General features: G+C 66.8%; 17 protein-coding genes and 1 pseudogene. 6 read left to right on the top strand and 12 right to left on the bottom strand.

The window, feature by feature from the left end; genetic code table 11:
• From ACFHWU_RS27045 to ACFHWU_RS27035, 3 genes are all read right to left on the bottom strand, one after another.
• The coding region (locus tag ACFHWU_RS27045; RefSeq protein WP_416592010.1) for a hypothetical protein at positions 1-232 on the bottom strand (232 nt) is incomplete at its 3' end.
• Positions 233-588: 356 nt separating this feature from the next.
• Entirely contained in the window at positions 589-1,299 is a 711-nt protein-coding gene (locus tag ACFHWU_RS27040; RefSeq protein WP_416592009.1) for an SDR family NAD(P)-dependent oxidoreductase, read from the bottom strand.
• Positions 1,300-1,303: 4 nt separating this feature from the next.
• Positions 1,304-2,611 (bottom strand): transcriptional regulator, encoded by a 1,308-nt coding sequence (locus ACFHWU_RS27035; RefSeq protein ID WP_416592013.1) that lies wholly within the window; start codon positions 2,609-2,611, stop codon positions 1,304-1,306.
• A 522-nt stretch (positions 2,612-3,133) separates the two neighbouring features.
• Here ACFHWU_RS27035 and ACFHWU_RS27030 point away from each other — a divergent pair.
• Together ACFHWU_RS27030 and ACFHWU_RS27025 are read left to right on the top strand one after the other, a co-directional pair.
• Positions 3,134-3,499, top strand: a complete 366-nt coding sequence (locus ACFHWU_RS27030) for a hypothetical protein (RefSeq protein WP_416592008.1) — start codon at positions 3,134-3,136, stop codon at positions 3,497-3,499.
• The gene (locus tag ACFHWU_RS27025) at positions 3,493-4,116 is read left to right on the top strand and encodes a GNAT family N-acetyltransferase (protein ID WP_416592012.1); all 624 of its coding nucleotides are present in this window, start codon (positions 3,493-3,495) and stop codon (positions 4,114-4,116) included. The genes ACFHWU_RS27030 and ACFHWU_RS27025 overlap by 7 nt, the downstream gene beginning before the upstream one ends.
• Positions 4,117-4,211: 95 nt before the next feature.
• Here ACFHWU_RS27025 and cutA read toward each other — a convergent pair whose 3' ends face one another.
• A complete protein-coding gene (gene cutA, locus ACFHWU_RS27020; RefSeq protein WP_416592007.1) occupies positions 4,212-4,541 on the bottom strand; it encodes a divalent-cation tolerance protein CutA in 330 nt (109 codons plus the stop codon).
• 127 nt (positions 4,542-4,668) lie between these two features.
• Here cutA and cyaB point away from each other — a divergent pair, with 127 nt between their 5' ends.
• Positions 4,669-5,211, top strand: coding sequence for a class IV adenylate cyclase (gene cyaB, locus ACFHWU_RS27015; RefSeq protein WP_416592006.1), 543 nt, complete (start codon positions 4,669-4,671; stop codon positions 5,209-5,211).
• Here the strand turns inward: cyaB and ACFHWU_RS27010 are convergent.
• From ACFHWU_RS27010 to ACFHWU_RS26985, 6 genes are all read right to left on the bottom strand, one after another.
• Positions 5,203-5,604 (bottom strand): dTMP kinase, encoded by a 402-nt coding sequence (locus ACFHWU_RS27010; RefSeq protein ID WP_416592011.1) that lies wholly within the window; start codon positions 5,602-5,604, stop codon positions 5,203-5,205. The two genes, cyaB and ACFHWU_RS27010, sit on opposite strands and share 9 nt — an antisense overlap.
• Positions 5,490-6,107, bottom strand: a complete 618-nt coding sequence (locus ACFHWU_RS27005) for a radical SAM protein (RefSeq protein ID WP_416592005.1) — start codon at positions 6,105-6,107, stop codon at positions 5,490-5,492. The genes ACFHWU_RS27010 and ACFHWU_RS27005 overlap by 115 nt, the downstream gene beginning before the upstream one ends.
• 43 nt (positions 6,108-6,150) lie before the next feature.
• Entirely contained in the window at positions 6,151-7,467 is a 1,317-nt protein-coding gene (locus ACFHWU_RS27000; RefSeq protein WP_416592004.1) for an ISAs1 family transposase, read from the bottom strand.
• A 283-nt stretch (positions 7,468-7,750) separates the two neighbouring features.
• On the bottom strand, positions 7,751-8,497 hold the full coding sequence (locus tag ACFHWU_RS26995) for a polysaccharide lyase family 7 protein (RefSeq protein ID WP_416567613.1): 747 nt from the start codon (positions 8,495-8,497) through the stop codon (positions 7,751-7,753).
• Positions 8,498-9,070: 573 nt separating this feature from the next.
• Positions 9,071-10,384 carry a polysaccharide lyase family 7 protein gene (locus ACFHWU_RS26990; RefSeq protein WP_416592003.1) on the bottom strand — a complete coding sequence of 438 codons (1,314 nt, stop codon included), beginning with the start codon at positions 10,382-10,384 and terminating at the stop codon, positions 9,071-9,073.
• Positions 10,385-11,370: 986 nt separating this feature from the next.
• On the bottom strand, positions 11,371-12,621 hold the full coding sequence (locus ACFHWU_RS26985; protein WP_416592002.1) for a hypothetical protein: 1,251 nt from the start codon (positions 12,619-12,621) through the stop codon (positions 11,371-11,373).
• 390 nt (positions 12,622-13,011) lie between these two features.
• Between ACFHWU_RS26985 and ACFHWU_RS26980 the strand changes: the two are divergent.
• Both ACFHWU_RS26980 and ACFHWU_RS26975 read left to right on the top strand, forming a co-directional pair.
• A pseudogene (locus ACFHWU_RS26980) lies at positions 13,012-13,239 on the top strand (L-lactate permease); the annotation flags it as partial.
• A gap of 83 nt (positions 13,240-13,322) precedes the next feature.
• On the top strand, positions 13,323-14,240 hold the full coding sequence (locus ACFHWU_RS26975; protein WP_416592001.1) for a peptide ligase PGM1-related protein: 918 nt from the start codon (positions 13,323-13,325) through the stop codon (positions 14,238-14,240).
• Positions 14,241-14,320: 80 nt separating this feature from the next.
• On the opposite strand, the gene ACFHWU_RS26970 is transcribed toward ACFHWU_RS26975, so the two are convergent.
• Complete coding sequence (locus tag ACFHWU_RS26970; protein WP_416592000.1) at positions 14,321-14,935, bottom strand: TetR/AcrR family transcriptional regulator; 615 nt, start codon at positions 14,933-14,935, stop codon at positions 14,321-14,323.
• A gap of 79 nt (positions 14,936-15,014) precedes the next feature.
• Between ACFHWU_RS26970 and ACFHWU_RS26965 the strand changes: the two genes are divergently transcribed.
• A complete protein-coding gene (locus ACFHWU_RS26965) occupies positions 15,015-15,929 on the top strand; it encodes an SDR family NAD(P)-dependent oxidoreductase (protein WP_416591999.1) in 915 nt (304 codons plus the stop codon).
• A gap of 113 nt (positions 15,930-16,042) precedes the next feature.
• Here ACFHWU_RS26965 and ACFHWU_RS26960 read toward each other — a convergent pair whose 3' ends face one another.
• Positions 16,043-16,372, bottom strand: a complete 330-nt coding sequence (locus tag ACFHWU_RS26960) for a hypothetical protein (protein WP_416591998.1) — start codon at positions 16,370-16,372, stop codon at positions 16,043-16,045.
• Between the last annotated feature and the right edge of the window lie 315 nt (positions 16,373-16,687).

Here is a 16,687-nt window from a genome sequence, read left to right as displayed (position 1 = left end):
CAACCGCAATCGACTCTGGGTAACCGGACCACAACACCACCCCGACTAAATGCGAAGACCCCGAATCATGAACTTCCATATTTTGTAAGTTATCTTCCCGGATTCCATATCTGGAGGATCTAAATTGGCGAACGCTTTGGCAAGTATGGCAATACTCAAGGTCAACTACGATCAAGCCGGTCGAGATATTCTGGACAATTTTGTCCCGTTCCTGGCCGATCGCGCTCTGCATCTTGGTTCCCGGGTTGTATCCTTGCCTGACTTGCATGGTGCAATTCGCGTTGAGTATGGAATATCAATTCCTCAAGGCGTCTTGAAGGTATTGGCTAAGAAATGTGCAAGGCGTGGGCTGTTAAGCGAGAAAACGGGGTATTGCGTCCGTCGGGTATTGGGGTTGTACTCCTTTACCTCTCGGCTGCAATTTCTGCCACGCTGTCGCTCTACGGGGCGATTTTCGGGGGGAGTCTTAGTAAGTTGGCAAAGGGTTCAGAGAAAATTCTTTGTGTCTATATATTGACTTTGTTGCGCAAGCTTGGTGGTCGCGAATGACTGTCGAATAGTCGGAACGACTCCAGTCGTCGGAGATGATTACCAGGGGAGTGGGCCGCAGTTGTGGAAGAGCTGGCCGGTGGGTCCGTCGTCGGGGAGCCTCGCGAGCCAGGTGAAGGTGTCGGCTGCTTCGTCGGGGGTGTAGGTGGCTTTGCCGTAGGCAAGGCGGGTGTCGACCTTTCCCGGAGAAGCGGCGTTCACGAGGATGTTGTGCTCGTGTAGTTCGGCCGCGAGGATCTGGGTGAGCGCGTTGACGCCTGCTTTGGAGACTCGGTAGGAGACGCTGCCGGTGCCCATTTCGGCGGACGTACCCATGTGGCTGGTGACGTTGACGATCCGGCCGTACCCGTTTCGCTTCATCTCGGGGATGGCTGCGGTGCAGCAGCGCCAAGTGCCCATCAGGTTGGCGTCGAGAGTCGCGGCGACCTTCTCCATGTCGGCTGCGCTGGCTGCCTGGCCCCGGTCGATGGCGATGGCAGCGTTGTTGACCAGGACGTCGAGTCTGCCGTACTGGTAGCCGACGTCGGCCATGGCGCGGGCGACGCTGGCCGGGTCGGTGATGTCGAGCTGGTGGCCGGAGGCGGACAGGCCGAGGCCGGTCAGCTCGGCGGCGGTCCGTTCTGCGGCTTCGTCGCTTCTGGCGGTGACCACGACGTGGAGGCCGGCCTGTGCGAGTTGCTGGGCGATTGCTCGGCCGAGCCCTCGGTTGGCTCCGGTGACGACGGCTACCCGCTGGACGTCCGATGTCATGGTGCTATGCGACCAGACTCCGTACGCGTTCGTCCAACTCGCGGGTGGCGGGGGTGTCGTACTTGGCGAGGCGGCTGTGGATGCCCATCAGCCGGTGGTGGTTCCGTAGCGAGCGGGTCTTCACGACCTCGGGTGCTGCGCGGTGTACGTAGGCGCAGGCTTGTTCGACGTCGCCGAGGCTGGCGGTGACGTCTGCTCGCCAGATCAGGTAGGTGGCGCGGTCGCGGCTGCGGGTCGTGGGTTGCAGGTCCAAGGCTTGGGCGAGCCAGCGGTCGGCGTTCTGGTGGCGTTCGAGCATGAGGTAGCAGGCCGCCACCTGTGCGCAATACTCGGCCTGGTCGAAGTAACCGGCCCAGGCTGGGCTGGGCTCGTCGTCTGCTCGGGCCATGTGCGTTTCGGCGCTGGTGAGGCAGCGCTCCGCTGCACTGGCGTCGTTGAGGGCGGCGTGGGCGCGGGCCCGGCGCGTGGCGAACATCGCCAGGACCCGCGCGGGAGCGTCCCCGGCTCCGTCGACGGCGGCGGTTGCCAGTGCGAGTGCTTCGTCTGCCCGGTCGCTGTCGACTCGCTGCAGACTCATGCACTTCAGAATGTTCGCGCCAGCGGTTCGGTCGTCGGCGAGGTGCGCGGTGTGGAGCGCGGCGACCCAGTAGCGCTCGGCTGCGGCCTGGTGGCCGGCGTCGAAGCTGGCCCAGCCTGCGATCCTGCCGAGTTCGGTGGCGACCGCGAACATCCGTCGGCCGATGCTGTCGGCGTAGGAGCTGTTGTTCAGCAGGTCGGTGACGAGTTGCAGCTCCGCGTCCACGACGTCACGGACGCTGCCACCGCCGAGGAGCGCGTCGATCTGTCGGAGCGTAGGGAGGCGCTGCTCGAAGCAGTCGACGAGTGAGGCGTCGAGCGGACCGCCGTCCAGTGCCGACCGCAACGGTGGCGGGTCGAGCGTGAGCCACTGCTGTGCGAGTGTCGCTGCTGCGCCGACACCGAGGATCATGAACCCGCGCCGATCCATCACTGCTGCTCCCGCCGTCTCTCTCAACAGCGCCAATCCGCCGTCGATCGTCCAAGGGGTGTCGGTGTTGATCCGCTGACCGACCGGTAGCCAGTGCGGCCAACTCAGCTCGCGGACCGCCTGTCGCGGTACGCCAAGTTCGTCGGCGAGCGCGCACTGTGTCGCCAGGTCGGGCACGACGCCCCAACGCTCCCAGCGCCACGCTTTCTCGCGTCGGGCAGCGGTGTTGAGCCGCCGGGCGATCTTGTCGACCAGATCCTGCTGACTCCAATTTCGATCATGCCGAACGTAGGCCAGCGGGTGCACCAAGATTCGAGACTGGTTCTGGGAAGGATCGCTTCTCACGGTTCCCCTCTCGTCTCGGATCAACCTACCGGAGATCGTGACGATCGAGCCGCACTAAAAGGACGTTTCATGTTCGGTCGGGTGTGGAGACAACACCAAGACAACAGCTGACGGGTGGAACGTCGGTCCGTAGCGGCGCTTTGCTGAGTGGGCGTCAAGGCGCCCTACCAATAGCTGATCATGACATGAGGGCGAAGGCGCACCATCTTCACATCTGACGGAAGGGCGTCCAGTGCCTCAGCTTCTCCTCTGCTTACTGGCGGGGATCATCGTCGGCTTCGTCGCGGGGTTCCTACTCAACGTTGCACGCCGCCGCTGGTGTCCGGTGTGTGGGGCGACGTTGCGGTGTCCGGAGTGTGCGCCTCGGCATTCGATGCGGTTCAGCCCGACCGGGCCGGCCGGCGCGCCCGGTGCTGGTCGGACCGGTGCTGTGGGTCGGGCTGCGGTGGACGCAGCTCGGGTGAACCGGGGGCGGTGGTCGCGGTGAGGGAGCGGTTGCGGGAGCTGGCCGCCGCTGGTGGTGGGGTGCTGGTCGTCCGCCATGACGGGCAACCTCGGGTGGATCCGGTCGGGTGTGCTGCGTACCGCGATGTGACCGGTGCGGAGCCGGCGGCCGACAGCGGCGGCGGTGGTGGTCATGTGGCGGTGCGGCCGTCGTGGTCGTGTGCCGGCTGCGCAGAGTTGTGGCCGTGTCTGGTGGCGCGGGTCGAGTTGGCGGCCGTGTTCGGGCCGGTCGCGTTGGCGACGTACGCGGTGGAGCGGATGACCGAGGCGGCGTTCGACCTGCCCGACGTGACGGCGGCCGAGTTGTTCGACCGGTTCCTGGTGTGGACGTGGCGGCCATGCTGACCGTACGGACCGCGACGGCCGCCGACGTCGAGCCGTTGGGGGAGTTGTTGGCGCAGGCGTGCGTGGTGGATCCGGTGGTGTCCTGGCTAATCAACGATCACGCGTTGCGCTATTTGACGATGCACCGGTTCTTCACCGCCGAGTTGGAGTTCGGTGTGCGGCACGGGATCGTCGACGTGGTCGGGCACTGCGACGGGGTGGCGATCTGGTATCCGCACCCCGCGGACCGGCTGCTGGGGGCGGAGCATCAGCGGCGGCGGTTGCGGGCCTGCGGTGACCGGCACGGCCCGTACGCGCACTACACCTTCACCGCCGGCCGGCTGGAGCCGACCGGCCGGCACCACCACCTGGCGTTCCTGGCGGCGGCACCCTGGTTGAGACGTCAGGGCATCGGGTCGGCGCTGCTGGCCGCGCATCATGTCCGGTTGGATCGGATCGGGATGCCGGCGGTGGTGGAGGCGAGCAGCGCTCGGTCCAAGGCGTTCTACGAACGCCACGGCTACCGGGTCGTACGGGTGGCGCACCTGCCGGCGGGCGGGCCGCCGCTGTGGGCGATGCGCCGCTCCGGCGACCCGGTCGACCAACCACCCATGGCCGCCGCACTTCGCGTCGGCTGAACTGGGACGGCTTGGATCACCTGACCCGGAACAAGTCCGATGCCCCGGCGCTGCCGAGCTGGACGACCGGCACCTGACATACGTGGCGTGAGCGGTCAACGCTCCTGCGTCTCGGCAGCCATCCACTTGAGGTACGGCGCGTACCCGGCGACGATCGGCATGCACACGATGCCGGGCACCTCGTAGTTGTGGCGGGCACGGATGTGTTCCTCCAGCTCCGCGTACCGGGTGACCGTGGTCCTGAGCGTCACCCGCCACTCCTCGGCGGCCACCACATCGCCCTGCCACCTGTAGGTGCTCCTGATCGGGCCGGCGACCTGCGCGGAGGCAGCCAGCCGCGCTGCGACCGCAGTATCGGCCAGTGTCTCCGCCACCGCACGGGAGTCGGTAGCCGTGACGACCTGACAGTGCTCTGACTCGCGCATGAACAACCTTCCTTATCGCCGCGGCCAGCGTCGTCCGTTGCCGGACCCGCGCTGGCGCGTTGCTTTGCTCCGTCGTGCTGATCGTGCAAAGCTGCGCCGTCAGCATGGCGGGAACGACGGAGGCACTGTGCGCGAGGTCGAGGTCAAATACCGCGTCCAGGACACCGAAGCGCTGCTCGCCGCGCTGAAGGCGCGCGGTATCGAGCTGGGTGCGCCGGTCGTGCAGGACGATCAGGCGTACGCGCCTGAGGACTGGTCGTACGGCGACAGCAAGCTCGGCGTCCCGTTCGTGCGGTTGCGGACCGTGGATGGGCGGCACACCTTCACCCTGAAGCGCCCCGCAGAGAACGCCCTGTCGTGTGACGAGTACGAGGCGGAGGTCACCGACCGCCAGCAGATGCACAACGCCATCCTGGCGATGGGTTTCCGCGCCACGGTGCGGATCGCCAAGGTACGCCGTACTGCCCACCTACCCGACGGTGAACTGTGCGTGGACGAGGTCGCGGGACTGGGCACGTTCCTGGAGCTGGAGCGCATGGTGGCCGACGGCGTGCCGGGTGAGGCGGTGCAGGTCGAGTTGGCGGCGTTCGTTGCTTCGCTCGGGATCGCGGCGTCCCGTACCGATGAAACGTACGACTCCCTCGTCCGCGCGGCCCTCGCCTCAGCCTGATCGCTGTTCCCACCGTTGCAGCACGGCACCGAGCACGACGGCTGCCACGGCCTCGGCCGGTTCGTCCGTGACCTCGTGGTGCAGCACGTCCGAATCGGTCTCGCGAAGCTGGCGTACAAGGTCTCGGTAGAGCCGGTCTTCGACTGCCCGAGTCGCTGCCCCGCCACGGTGGAACCGGCTGTAGACGCCACGGTCTGACGCGCGTTGGGCTGAACGCTCCGGCTCTCCGGTCAACACGACCGTCAGGTCGGGCTTGGCCGCGTACTGGTTGAGCTGGGTCAAGAACTCTGGATCGACGCCGTCGAGCCGCTGCAGCACGAGAGAGGTCGGCACGTACCGGTCACAGACGACCATGGTGCCTGTCCGGAAGGCAGGCAGGATGGTGTGCTCCAGGTGGTGATACCGGTCGGCGGTGACGAGGCAGGCGAGCACCAAACTCGCTCGCTGCCGGACTCGATGCCGAGTGCGACCTCCCGGCAGCCGTTGAGCTTCAACGTCTGCAGCATGTCGTCGCTCGTGCGGTGCAGGATGTTGATGCGGCCGGTCGCATCCCAGACGAAGCGGTCGCCAATGCGTGCTGCCGTGAACGTGGCCATGCAGGGTCGGATGAAGCGCTCGTACCCCAGGAACAGATCGTCGACGAAGCGAAAGGCGGTCACCCCGCAGTGTGTCTGCAGGTCCACCATTTCCCCGATGATGTTCTCCGGCGTACGGGTGCGGATGGTGATGTCAGGGTTGGCTGACACGGCCGCTCCGCAGAACGAGCAGTCGTAGGGACAGCCCCGAGCCCCGACCATGTTCGCCTCCAGCCGTCCGTCAGCGGCGAGGTACGGGTCGTCGGTCAGAAACGCGCGATCCACGAACGGCAGGCGGTTGATGTCGGGCGCGAGGTGCACGGCCCCGGCGTTGTTCTTCTATGTCCGGCTTGATCATGGTTTGTTAGATGCCGTAGACGGCGAAGGCGTCTGTGCGGTCGTGGAGATCGCGGCGGGCGTGGGCGATGTTGGCTCGTCCGGCAAGGCGGAAGGTGTTGAGGGTCAGGTTGCGCATGGCGGCCAGGTTGCGGGGAGCCGTGCTGGTCCTGAGCTGGGATTTGTCTTCGTTGAAGGTGACGTATCGGGTCCAGTGCAGACGATTCTCCACCGCCCGGTGCCCTCTCGCGTAAGCGTTGAGGTGCTGCGGGCGGGCTTGTTCGGCGTCGAGGCCGACGATGCCGTAGATGATCTGTTTGCTGGTGCGTACGCCGTCGAGTCCGCCGGTGTCGCGGCGTAGCCGGAACACCTGTCGGGCGCCCGGGAACAGGCTGTCGTCGCAAGGTGCGACGCGGATCGTGCGGCGTTCGGTGCGTCCGTGCCCGCGATCGGAGTCGATGTCGGTCTGGTCGGCGAACTCGATGTCGTTGCCGGACAGCAGGGCTTGGGCGGCTTGCAGGGCGAGGGGCTGATTGCGTTTGAGGATCAGCAGGTAGTGGGCGTGCAGGGGCCCGGTGATCAGCCGGGCGGTCTTCTTCGTGGTGTGCAGTGCGTCCAGGGTGAGCAGCAAGCCGGCCACATCCAGCGGGGCGAGCAGGTCTTCGGTCACGGTGGTCTCGCCGCGTTTGTCGGCGACCTGCCGCTGCCCCAGAACCGCACCGGTGTCGTGGGTGACCGCGGCGACCAGGAACACCTGACCGGACGTGGTGCGGGTGCCGTGCAGCAGTTTCCCGTCGACTGCGACCGCGGGCAACAGCCCGGCCGGCGCCGGATGGGTCACCGCCCGCGTCACGGCGCGGCGTTGCTCTCGTTCGGCGGGCTCGTCCGCGGCGGCGGGGATCTGCGGGACGGGGGCGTTGCCACGGACGATGTCGGCCGCATAGCCACAGGTCGCCGTGTCGAGGGCATCGCCGTCGACGGCGGCCAGGACCCGCCGGAAGGTGCGTTCGCTGGGCACCAGGTAGCGGCCGGTCAGCGGGTTGCGGCGGGCGCCGAGGCGGTGCGGGACGTCCTGCGGGGTCCGGGCCGCCCACTGCCGGATCGCGGCCAGACTGTCGTTGCCGGCCACGAGGGTGGCGCATGCGGTCAGGACCAGGATCACCAGCAGCGGATGGTGTAGCCCGCGCAGCCGGCGTGGGTCCGGCACCTGTGCCAGCCGGGTCACCAGCGGGGACACCACCTGCAGCGGATCGGCCGCCGCCACGTCCGCGGCGAGTTCGGCCTCCCACAACGCCATGTCGGCGAGGTGGTCAACAACAGGGTCTATCAGGGAAGATGACGTCACGAGCGCGACTCCAGCGATGACCTTCAGGACTTAGACACCCGGAAGATCATCAGGAGTCGCGCTCGTCCTGCAACTCGCCTCTCGTCCGTTTCTCAACACGGACAGAACCACCCAATCCGGAACAACGCCGGGGCCGTGGCTGGGAGGTGGTCTGATGACGGCCGTTGTACCGGTGAATACCAGGCAGTTCGCCATCAGCGGGGTGGGTGGTGCTGCAACTGTCCGGTGTGGCTTCGTGGTGTCGGGAGCCCCGCTTCCGGGGCTCCCGACAGATCACCTGTTGTCAGGAGTGATTGACGAGCAACTTGTACATGCTTACCTGACCGTAGTTCGAGCTGCTGCACGGGGAGGAGTTACCGCAGTTTGCCTGGGTGTAGGCGCCGGCCTTGAAGTAATTGCCGGACGCGGTGTGCGAGATGGTCGTCTGCAGGGTGCCGTTGTAGTACACCTTGATCTTGCCGCCACTGACGACGAACTTGCCCTCGAAGACCGTGTGCAGCTTGTAGTTGCTGGTGATCAGCTTGTGGTGAGTGGTGTTTCCCTTGGTGATGTACAGGTTGCTACCTTCCAAACGGAAGACGGTGACGTCGTCGTCGCCGTCGTGGATCTGGGCTCCGACGACATGTGACTTGTCCTTCGGGAGCTTGTTGAATGCCAGCCGGAAGGTCAGGGTGTGAGTGCCCGAGGTAGCCGACCAGGAGGCGTTCTTAGTGCCGTTGCTGGCCATCTCGCGGAGCTCGGAGCGTGCGTAACTCGAGTTGGGCGTGGTCACACCGTTGACCGGGGATCGGAACTGCACCCCGGTGCAGGCGGAGTTGACCTTGAACCACGGATTGCTCGAATAGGTTGCGAGTTGGGGTTGCTTGATCTCGGTCGGCGATCCGGATGACCCGGTCGGCAACGTGACTTTCCAGTTCGTCAGGTTGAGCTGTTGGGCCGGGTAGTCGCACGGGGCGGCGGCGGTGGCGACGCTCGCTGGGGTGAGGAGCGAGGCCGCGAGAGTGGCTGTGGTCGCCAGCAGCGCGGTCACGAGTCGCTGTCTGCGGAGCTTTTTCATCGTTGGTTGTCGCCTTTCAGGGTGGTTGGTGATGGGTGTCGATGCCGTTTCATCCTTGATGGACGATTCGTCGCGCGCCGATTCGTCACATCAAGAAAGGTATTCGTTCACAGTTGTGAACTGTTGGGCATCGGTGCCAGGTGAGAGTAGGAGATGTAGTCACACACGTCAATAGGAAAATTTGTGCAGTGCTCGCAACTGCCAGGCGATGCGCCAACTGTCGGGGTGTCCCTCATGTGGCGATGCCGCGCAAGCGTCAGCCGGCAGGCGGAATTCTCGCGTCGCTCGACCATCGACGCGACCGGTGTCGGTCGTGCCGAGGGAGCTGACGGCATCAGAAGGTCAGAGCGTGCCTGTGGTGTGCCCATCCGGCAATCGCGCTGTATCGGTTCTGGTTCTGGTTGTGGTACTGGTCGTGGGGACGTGAGTCGGGCTCCCACTTCCACGACCAGTACCACGCGAGCTCGCCTGTCGTGGACGATCGGCGCGTGCCGATCAGCCGCCGCGGCGGATGTTGGCGTCGTTACCTATGTCTCGTCGAGGCGGCTACTGGAGCGGTCCTCCCGTGTGTACGACGTTGCTGAAGGTGACCCTGGCCGTGCTGATGTCGGAGTCGGCGAAGTACTGCCGCCAGAGCACCTCCGCCTCTTCCGGGCTGCTGGCTTCGCCGTACGGTACCCACCCGGGGTACTCGCAGTCGAGATCGTTGGTGACGTTGCAGCCGCTCTCGGCGTCCTGGGCCTGGACGTAACTTCCGAACTTCATGTAGGACGCCTGGGAATCCTGCATGTCGTATGTGAAGCTGGTCGACGTACGGCCGATGGTCGAGTTGACCGTGACCACACCGTAGTCGTTGATGAACTCGTACCTCATGGTCTTTCCGCTCCGGATGGTGCCGAGGTCGAAGATCTCCTCGTTGATTTCACCGTCACCGCTCACGAAGCCCGGAATCTGGACACGAACGTACACGTCGAAGACGCCGTTGCTGGGTACGCCCTCGAGCAGCGGGTAGTCGTCGATGGAGAAGTCCTGTTCGCCCTCGCCCTTGAAGATTCCGAGCGGGCTGGAATCCTGTACGTAGAGCTTGACCTGGGTGGAGAAGCCGGCACCGGTGCCGGCGTGGATCTGGTGGGCGATGAGCTTAACCCCGTCGTCGAGATCGAACCTGATGTCGGCTGAGAAGGATTCGTAGATCTCGTCCGAAGCCTTCCTGGCGTTCACCGGTGTCTTCAGTTCGTCGCGCGGACCGCCGCCCTTGCCGGTGACGGTGAACTGCTCCAAGCCGTCGAAGCTCAATACGTACGGGTCGCTTGACTTGATGTAGTCGCCCGCCTCCGAACTGTCCCAGACGTCCGGGTCGAAGCCGGTGCCCGGTGCCAGTCCGGTGGACAGGGTGAAATCGTCGAATCGGCCGGTCTTGCCGCCGTAGGCAGCGAAGACTTCGACGGTGCTGGCGCTGCCGGTGTTGAAGTCGACGCTGACCGGCTCGAAGCCACGGCCACCGCCGGAAGAGGTGTAGGTGTCGCCGCCCACCCTGGCGCCGATGACGCCCTTGCCCCGGACGTACGCGGTCAAGGTGTAGTCGGTGCCGGGCGTCACAGTGACGTCTTGCCGGACTTCGCCGCCCGTACCTTGGATCTTGGCCGAATGGTGGCCGGTATTGCCGATATCAGAAAGAGCCACCTTGCGGGAGTTGATAATACGCCAGCCGTCGAAGTAGCCACTTTCGAAGCCGGTATTGGCGACGGCCACGGTGTCGGCACTCGCGGTGCTGGCCAGCGTGCCGGAGGCAACTGCGGCGATGAGGCCTGCTGCTGCTATCCGAGCGAGCGACGTGGTCCGTCTTCTGATTGTTCCCATGGTGCGGGTTTCCTTCCGGATCGCAGATCGGGACGGTTGTTGCGGCGAGGTCGGTGCGTCGAGAACCAGTTGGCTGTCTGCCTCGATCGGCCGGGACGTCGAGATCGATCGGGCTTGTTCGCCCGGGACGCGGAGATCGATCGGACCCTGCTCGCTCCCGGGGTCGGCCGGAGCCGCCCGGGGTCTGACCGGGGTGATCGACGACGTGGATCCGGTCCGGAGCGAGTGGTGGCGGCGTGGTGGAGGTCCGCGGATCATGGCGCAGAGTAGTCGCATCGTTACCCCAAGTCCAGTGTATCGTTTTACTGAGATTCATCATTATCTGGGCACGCCAGGGAGACTGTCAATGCATGTCGATGATCTAGGTGCACGGTCGCGCGCTACGAGACCGATCCATGTCGTCCCATCAGGTGTGACGCCCGCGCGTTGAAGCCCAAGCCGTCGCTGCTAGCTCCTGTTGCGGAGTGGATCGATGCACCGTGCGGACCTCAGTCGGAGTAGGCGCGACCGGCAAGACGACGACCGGTGACGGGGGGAAGGGACGGGGGAAGGATCGTGCGAGACTGCGTCAGACCCGCGCGCCGGGAACGCGCAGCGGAAGACGCCCGAGCGACCGGCTCCGACCGGGCTTGGTCGTCTTTGGTCGATGCCGGCGTCGCGGGGCAGCCGGAGCACCGGTCGGCCGAGCCTCGGCAGCAAACTGGCCAGCATCCCGACGGCGCACACCCACAGTGCGGTCCGTTCCCCGACCGCCTGGACCAGGAAGCCGCCGAAGAACCCGCCGACCGGCATCATGCCCCACGTCGCCGTACCGCCGATCTGCCTGACCGAACTGGCCGGATTTCTGCTCGCCGAGCACGCTCAGGTCGAGGACGTCTGGCTGCACTCGCAGATCAAGTGCGCCAACTTCCACACCTGGTGGACCTACTCCTACCACGCGCCGGACGCGAGTGTCCAGGCAACCAGGGGCCAGAGGCGTGCACTCGCTACGGTTGGCCACCGGTGCCGGTCTGCCAGAAGACCTGCCGGGTGGACCCGGACCGCAGCACCAGGTTCCCGTCGTCGCGCAGCACCAACTCCGGGCTGGGGCCAGCCCCGACAGAATCCGACGCCCACACCGCCGCCGCGCTAGCGGCCGAGCTGTCGTAGACAACGAGGTTGCCGTCGGGCTGCATCCTGGTCTCCCACACGCTCATGCCGCCGACCACGATCTGGTGTGTGCCGGACGACCAGAGCACGCTGTTGCCGGGCCCGTACAGGACCAGGTTGCCGTCCTGCTGCTGCATCAGGTGGTAGACCTCGTTCGGCGAGGACAGGTACCGCAGGGCGGTGAGCCGGTAGCCGGCCGGCATGGTGCCGGCGTACGACAGGGAGCTGTCCTGTTCGGACAGGCCCGCCAGCATCATCACCGTCGAGCCGTCCCCGCGGGTCAGATGGAAGTGGCCCTGGTTGGCGACCATCACCCTGGTCGCGCCGGAATCCTCGGTGTTCGATGCCCAGGCGACGCTGCCGTCGGGGCGGTAGATGACGAGGTTGCCGTCACTCTGCATGACGACCCGGCTGCCGGGCTGGCCATCGGTTTTGCTGGCCCACCAGTCGTACGGGCCCTGGCAGATGTTGGGTCGGGGCGCCCCGCAGGGCGACGGACCGTAGGCGACGAGGTTGCCGTCGGTCTGCATCAGCAGGCCGAACCGGCCGTCGGGGGAGAGAATGTACTCGCCTGCGTACATGGTCGTGTTCGCGTTGAGTTGGCTGCCGATCCTGGTCGCGCCGACGAACGCGCCGGTCCGGATCGCGCCGGTGGCGGGTTGCGCCGGGGCGGCGGGCGACGCCGTCGCGGCGACGGCCTGCCGATTCCGGCCTGCCGGTGACGCCGTCGGGCTCGGCGTGGCGCTGGGCGACGGTGCTGCCGGATCGGACGTTCCCGGATCCGCCGGCTCGCCGGTCAGCGCCACCGCCCCCTGCGGCCCGATCTCGTCGGGCCGGTTCACGAAGGCCACGGCCGTTGCGATCGTCAGCACCACGGCGACCGTGCCGAGCGCGCCGAGCAGCAGCGCCGGCCGCCGAGGTCGGGTCGGCGGCAGGTCGTCGACCGTGCCGGGACGCGACACCCCACCGGGGCCCGTGGCGGCACTGTCGATGCCGACATCGCCGCTGCGCTCACCCGTCGGGGTGCCGATGACGACGACTGCCGGATCGACATCCGCCCACGGGTCGACCGGATCACCCTGCGACATTGACAACTCCTGACGGATCAGCGACAAGGTACGGGTCGTCCGGAATCCGGACGCGGCGCACCGGGGCCAAGGCGCGGTGCCCGGCGCAAACAAAGGCACCAGCGGGAAATCTTGCCAATCCGTGCAGGCCGTTGACCAGTCGCGACCGGCGAATCTAGGCAGTCGCCACGTCTGGCTCACCGCCGCCGAACCGTCCGGGACGGTGGCGAGCCGCACCTCCCGGTGCGTCGAGGGCGTCGAGGGTACCCGTGCTCCTTCGCAAGGATGCTGGCGGCAGCAAGGATGCTGACGGCAGACCGTAGACCTTGACCTGCGCGTCAGGGTCAAGCGAAGGCACCCCGGGGCAATTGCGCAATTTCTGCCAAAACTCGACATGATCGACTGGGGAGGATGAGCGCCCTCGTCGCCGCACTGCCGATCGTCACCCTGTTCCTGCTGCTCGGCGTGTTCCGGGTACCGGCCTGGTTGGCCGCGCTCGGTGCGCTCGCTGTCGCCCTGTTGGTGTCGATCGGGGCGTACTCGATGCCGACCGGGCAGGGGCTGCTGACCGCGAGCCAGGGAGCGACGTTCGCACTGTTCCCGCTCGTGTGGACGTTCGGCACCGCGATCTGGATCTACCGGGTTGATGTTCGGGTGACTACCCCGGCGGCGGTTGGTACGCCGGCGAACGACCCCAGCTTGCCGAGGCCCTGCGCGGCCTCGTGGCGGCACGCGGCGACGGCGCGAACCGATGGCGTCTGGAGTGCTACATCCACGACCGGGACATCGCCTCCTGGGAGCGTCTGCTCGGCATCGGCGCCGAGGATTCCGTGCGCTTCGCGCAAGGAACCGCGGAGCTGGTCAACTCCAAGTCGGTCTTCCGCTCGATGGCGACAGCGTGCGGGATCCCGGTCGCGGAGGGGCGGGTGGTCGACCGTGGACCGGAGCTTGTCGACGGCGTGTCCGAACTGCTCGCCCGGACCGGGGCCGTCATCGTCAAGCAGGACGTCAACGCCGGCGGAGACGGCAACATACCGCTGACCGCGGTCGAGGGAGGCAAGGAGGCCTGCGCCCACTACGTGGTCCACCTGGCCGCGACCGACCCCGTGACTGTCGCGTCGGCGCTTGAACCGTTCGGCCTGACGGCCCTGCCCGACCTGCCGGCCGGCGCCAGCCTCGCGCGTAACGTCATCGAGGTCTACCAAGAGTCGGCCCGTGAGCTGTCCGCCGACACGACCGTGCCGCGCACCGGTGCGCCGACGTTGATGAGTTACTACGGGCCGATGAACATCGACGCGATCGTCACCAGATCCGGCGAGCTGCTGTTCAACGAGTTCAACGGACGGGTCGGCGGCACCACCGGCATCGACATGATCGGACGGCAGCTGCTCGGCCAGGACTACCTCGACCATCACGTCCTCGTCTCGCGGATCGACGTGCCCGCGCCCGGCTCCGACATCTTCGTGAAGGCCCTAACCGAGCAGGGACTGCTGTTCACCCGGGGATCGGAGCAGGGCGTGGTCATCTACAACGACACCACCGAGGAGACAGGCACGGTCGAGTACGTGGTGGTCGGCCGCAGCTGGGCGGAGACGTCCCGTGCCGAGGAGCAGCTGACCGGCGTGCTGAGCAAGCTCTGAGCGACTCCGAGCGGCCCCGAGCAGGTCCGGCAGGTGGTCCGGCTGTGGGTTCGTCCAGCGCCGCAGTGATGCCGTCGACACTATGTGGACGACGCCGGGCGCGACCGGGGCGTGAGTCCGTCGTGCAGGACGGCGAGGATCCGTTGCTGGCCTTCCTGGCCGGGGCCGACCTGCTCCAGCGCCCGCGAGGTGCCGACCATCAGCCCGATCAACTCGGCTGTGGCGAGGTCCGGGCGTACGGCTCCGGACTGCTGCGCCCTGGTCAGCAGGTCCCCCATCGCGTCGCGCAGGTCCGCGCCGGCTGAAGCGATCGCCGCCCGTACCGCAGCCATCGCTTCGTCGTCGGAGTCGACGGCGTCGGTGAAGGCGTGCTTGACCGTCGACTGCCGGACGGCCTCGGTGAAGAACGCGAAGAAGCCCGCGCCGACATCGCCGGCGGCGGCCATCTCCCGCGCGTACATGGTGATCTCCCGTAGCCGGGACACGAACACCGCCTCGATGAGGGCGGCCTTCGTGGGGAAATGACGGAAGACGGTGCCGATCGCCACGCCGGCGAGCTCGGCGAGCTCCTCGGTCGAGGCGGACGGACCGGCCGCCGCGAAGACCTGTTCGGCGGCGGCGAGGATCCGGGCCCGGTTGCGCTGGGCGTCGGCCCGCATCCGTCTGGGCTGCGGCGAAGACGAGGAGGAGGTCACGGAGGCATTATCCGGCGGAAGAAAATGAGCCGAAGACTCCGGTTGACAACATGAGTCAGTCACTCATATTGTCCTGTCTGTGAAGACGATAGTGATGACCGGCGGCACCTCGGGATTCGGCGCGGACACCCGGATGCGTCTGGTCACCCAGCCCGGCACCCGGGTCCTGTCCGGCACCCGCCGCGCCGCGTCGGGCGGCCCCGACACCGCGTCGGGCGGCCCCGACACCCTGTCCCTGGACCTTGCGCGGCTGGACAGTGTCCGTGCCTTCGCCCAGGCCGTCACCGACCGACTCGACGGCACCCCGATCGACGCGCTCGTGCTCAACGCCGGTCTCACCTTCCGCACCGGCGACCGGCGCACCGTCGACGGCTTCGAAACCACCTTCGCGGTCAACCACCTCGCGCACTACCTGCTGACCCGGCTGCTGATGCCCAACCTCGCGCCGAAGGCGACCGTCATCGTCACCACCAGCGGCACCCACGACCCAGACCACGACACGCTGCTGTCGACGCCGCCCCGACACGCCGACGCGCGCCTGCTCGCCCGTCCCGACACCGACCCCGAGCGCGACACCGACCCACGATCGGCCGGCGGTCGCGCGTACACGTCGTCAAAGCTGTGCAACGTGCTGACCGTACGGGCCCTGGCCGCCCGGCCCGAGGCCCGCAGCGGGCAGTGGCGGGTCCTGGCGTTCGACCCCGGACCGACGCCCGGAACCGGTTTGCTGCGCGACACCTCGCCCACGATGCGGCTGGCCTGGCGGTTACTCAGCCGGGCGACCCGCCTGATGCCCCGGTTCAACCGCCGGGAGGTGGTGGCAGCGGCCCTGACCGACCTCACCCTCGGCGCCGTCACCACCCCACCCGGGCACTACTACGCCCGCGTCGTACGCAACCAGCTCACCTGGACCGCCCCGTCCCGCCTGGCACGCAGTGACGACGCCCGGGACGCCCTGTGGGCCGACAGCGCCGACCTGCTGTCCCTGCCCTGACTGCCGCGCCGCACCGCCCTGGTGTCGACCTGATCGCGCCCGGCCCTGGATCTGGGGTCAGCCAGGGCGCAGGCGCGCCATCCGCCGGCTGACCGTGGCAGGTCTCGCTGTCGTCAGCAGGTGATCACCTTGTTGGCGCTCACGGGGTGATGCCCTGCGTTCGATTCGAGGATCGTCCGGTAGGTGAAGGTCCCTGAAGCGCATCCTGCGGCCACCGACACCCAGTTGTTTCCGGCGTGATAGTTGACAGCCTCATTTTGCCACCAGGACGCAGTACGGTGGCGCTGCAGGGTGATTGTCCACCTTGTCGAATCGCCGCAGTCCCACTTCTCGCCCCAGGCGCGAAGGGTGCTTCCCTCCTTGTTCGGGGGATAGGCGGCATACCAGCAGGCACTCGCCTCGACGTCGCCCGCCGGTGCGGCTACCGCCGCAGGGGTGGGCATCGTGATCGCGGTCAGTGCGACGGTGACGGCCAGGGTCGCTGCACTTCACAGCAGTCGTGTGTAGGTCATCGTTTCCCTTCCGGCTGCGAGGATTTCGACCTGGGGACACGGTGTCCCGCTCGTGCCGCATGGCTAACAGCGTGTACGTGATCACGTGCCGGGTATCTCCGGAGATGGCCGTCCGGCGGCCGAGATCAACCCTCGGCGATCAGTCGTACCAGGACGTTTGGTTGTCCGGGTCCGGCGACGTTCTACTGGAGGACTTCCCAATAGGCTTCGAGCCGATTGGCACCGAGGTTCGTCGATGTTACGTGG

The sequence above is a fragment of the Micromonospora sp. LOL_015 genome (genome assembly GCF_048060275.1).
In the GTDB taxonomy this organism is placed as follows: Bacteria; Actinomycetota; Actinomycetes; order Mycobacteriales; family Micromonosporaceae; genus Micromonospora_E.
This window is presented reverse-complemented; position numbering and strand designations above follow the sequence as displayed.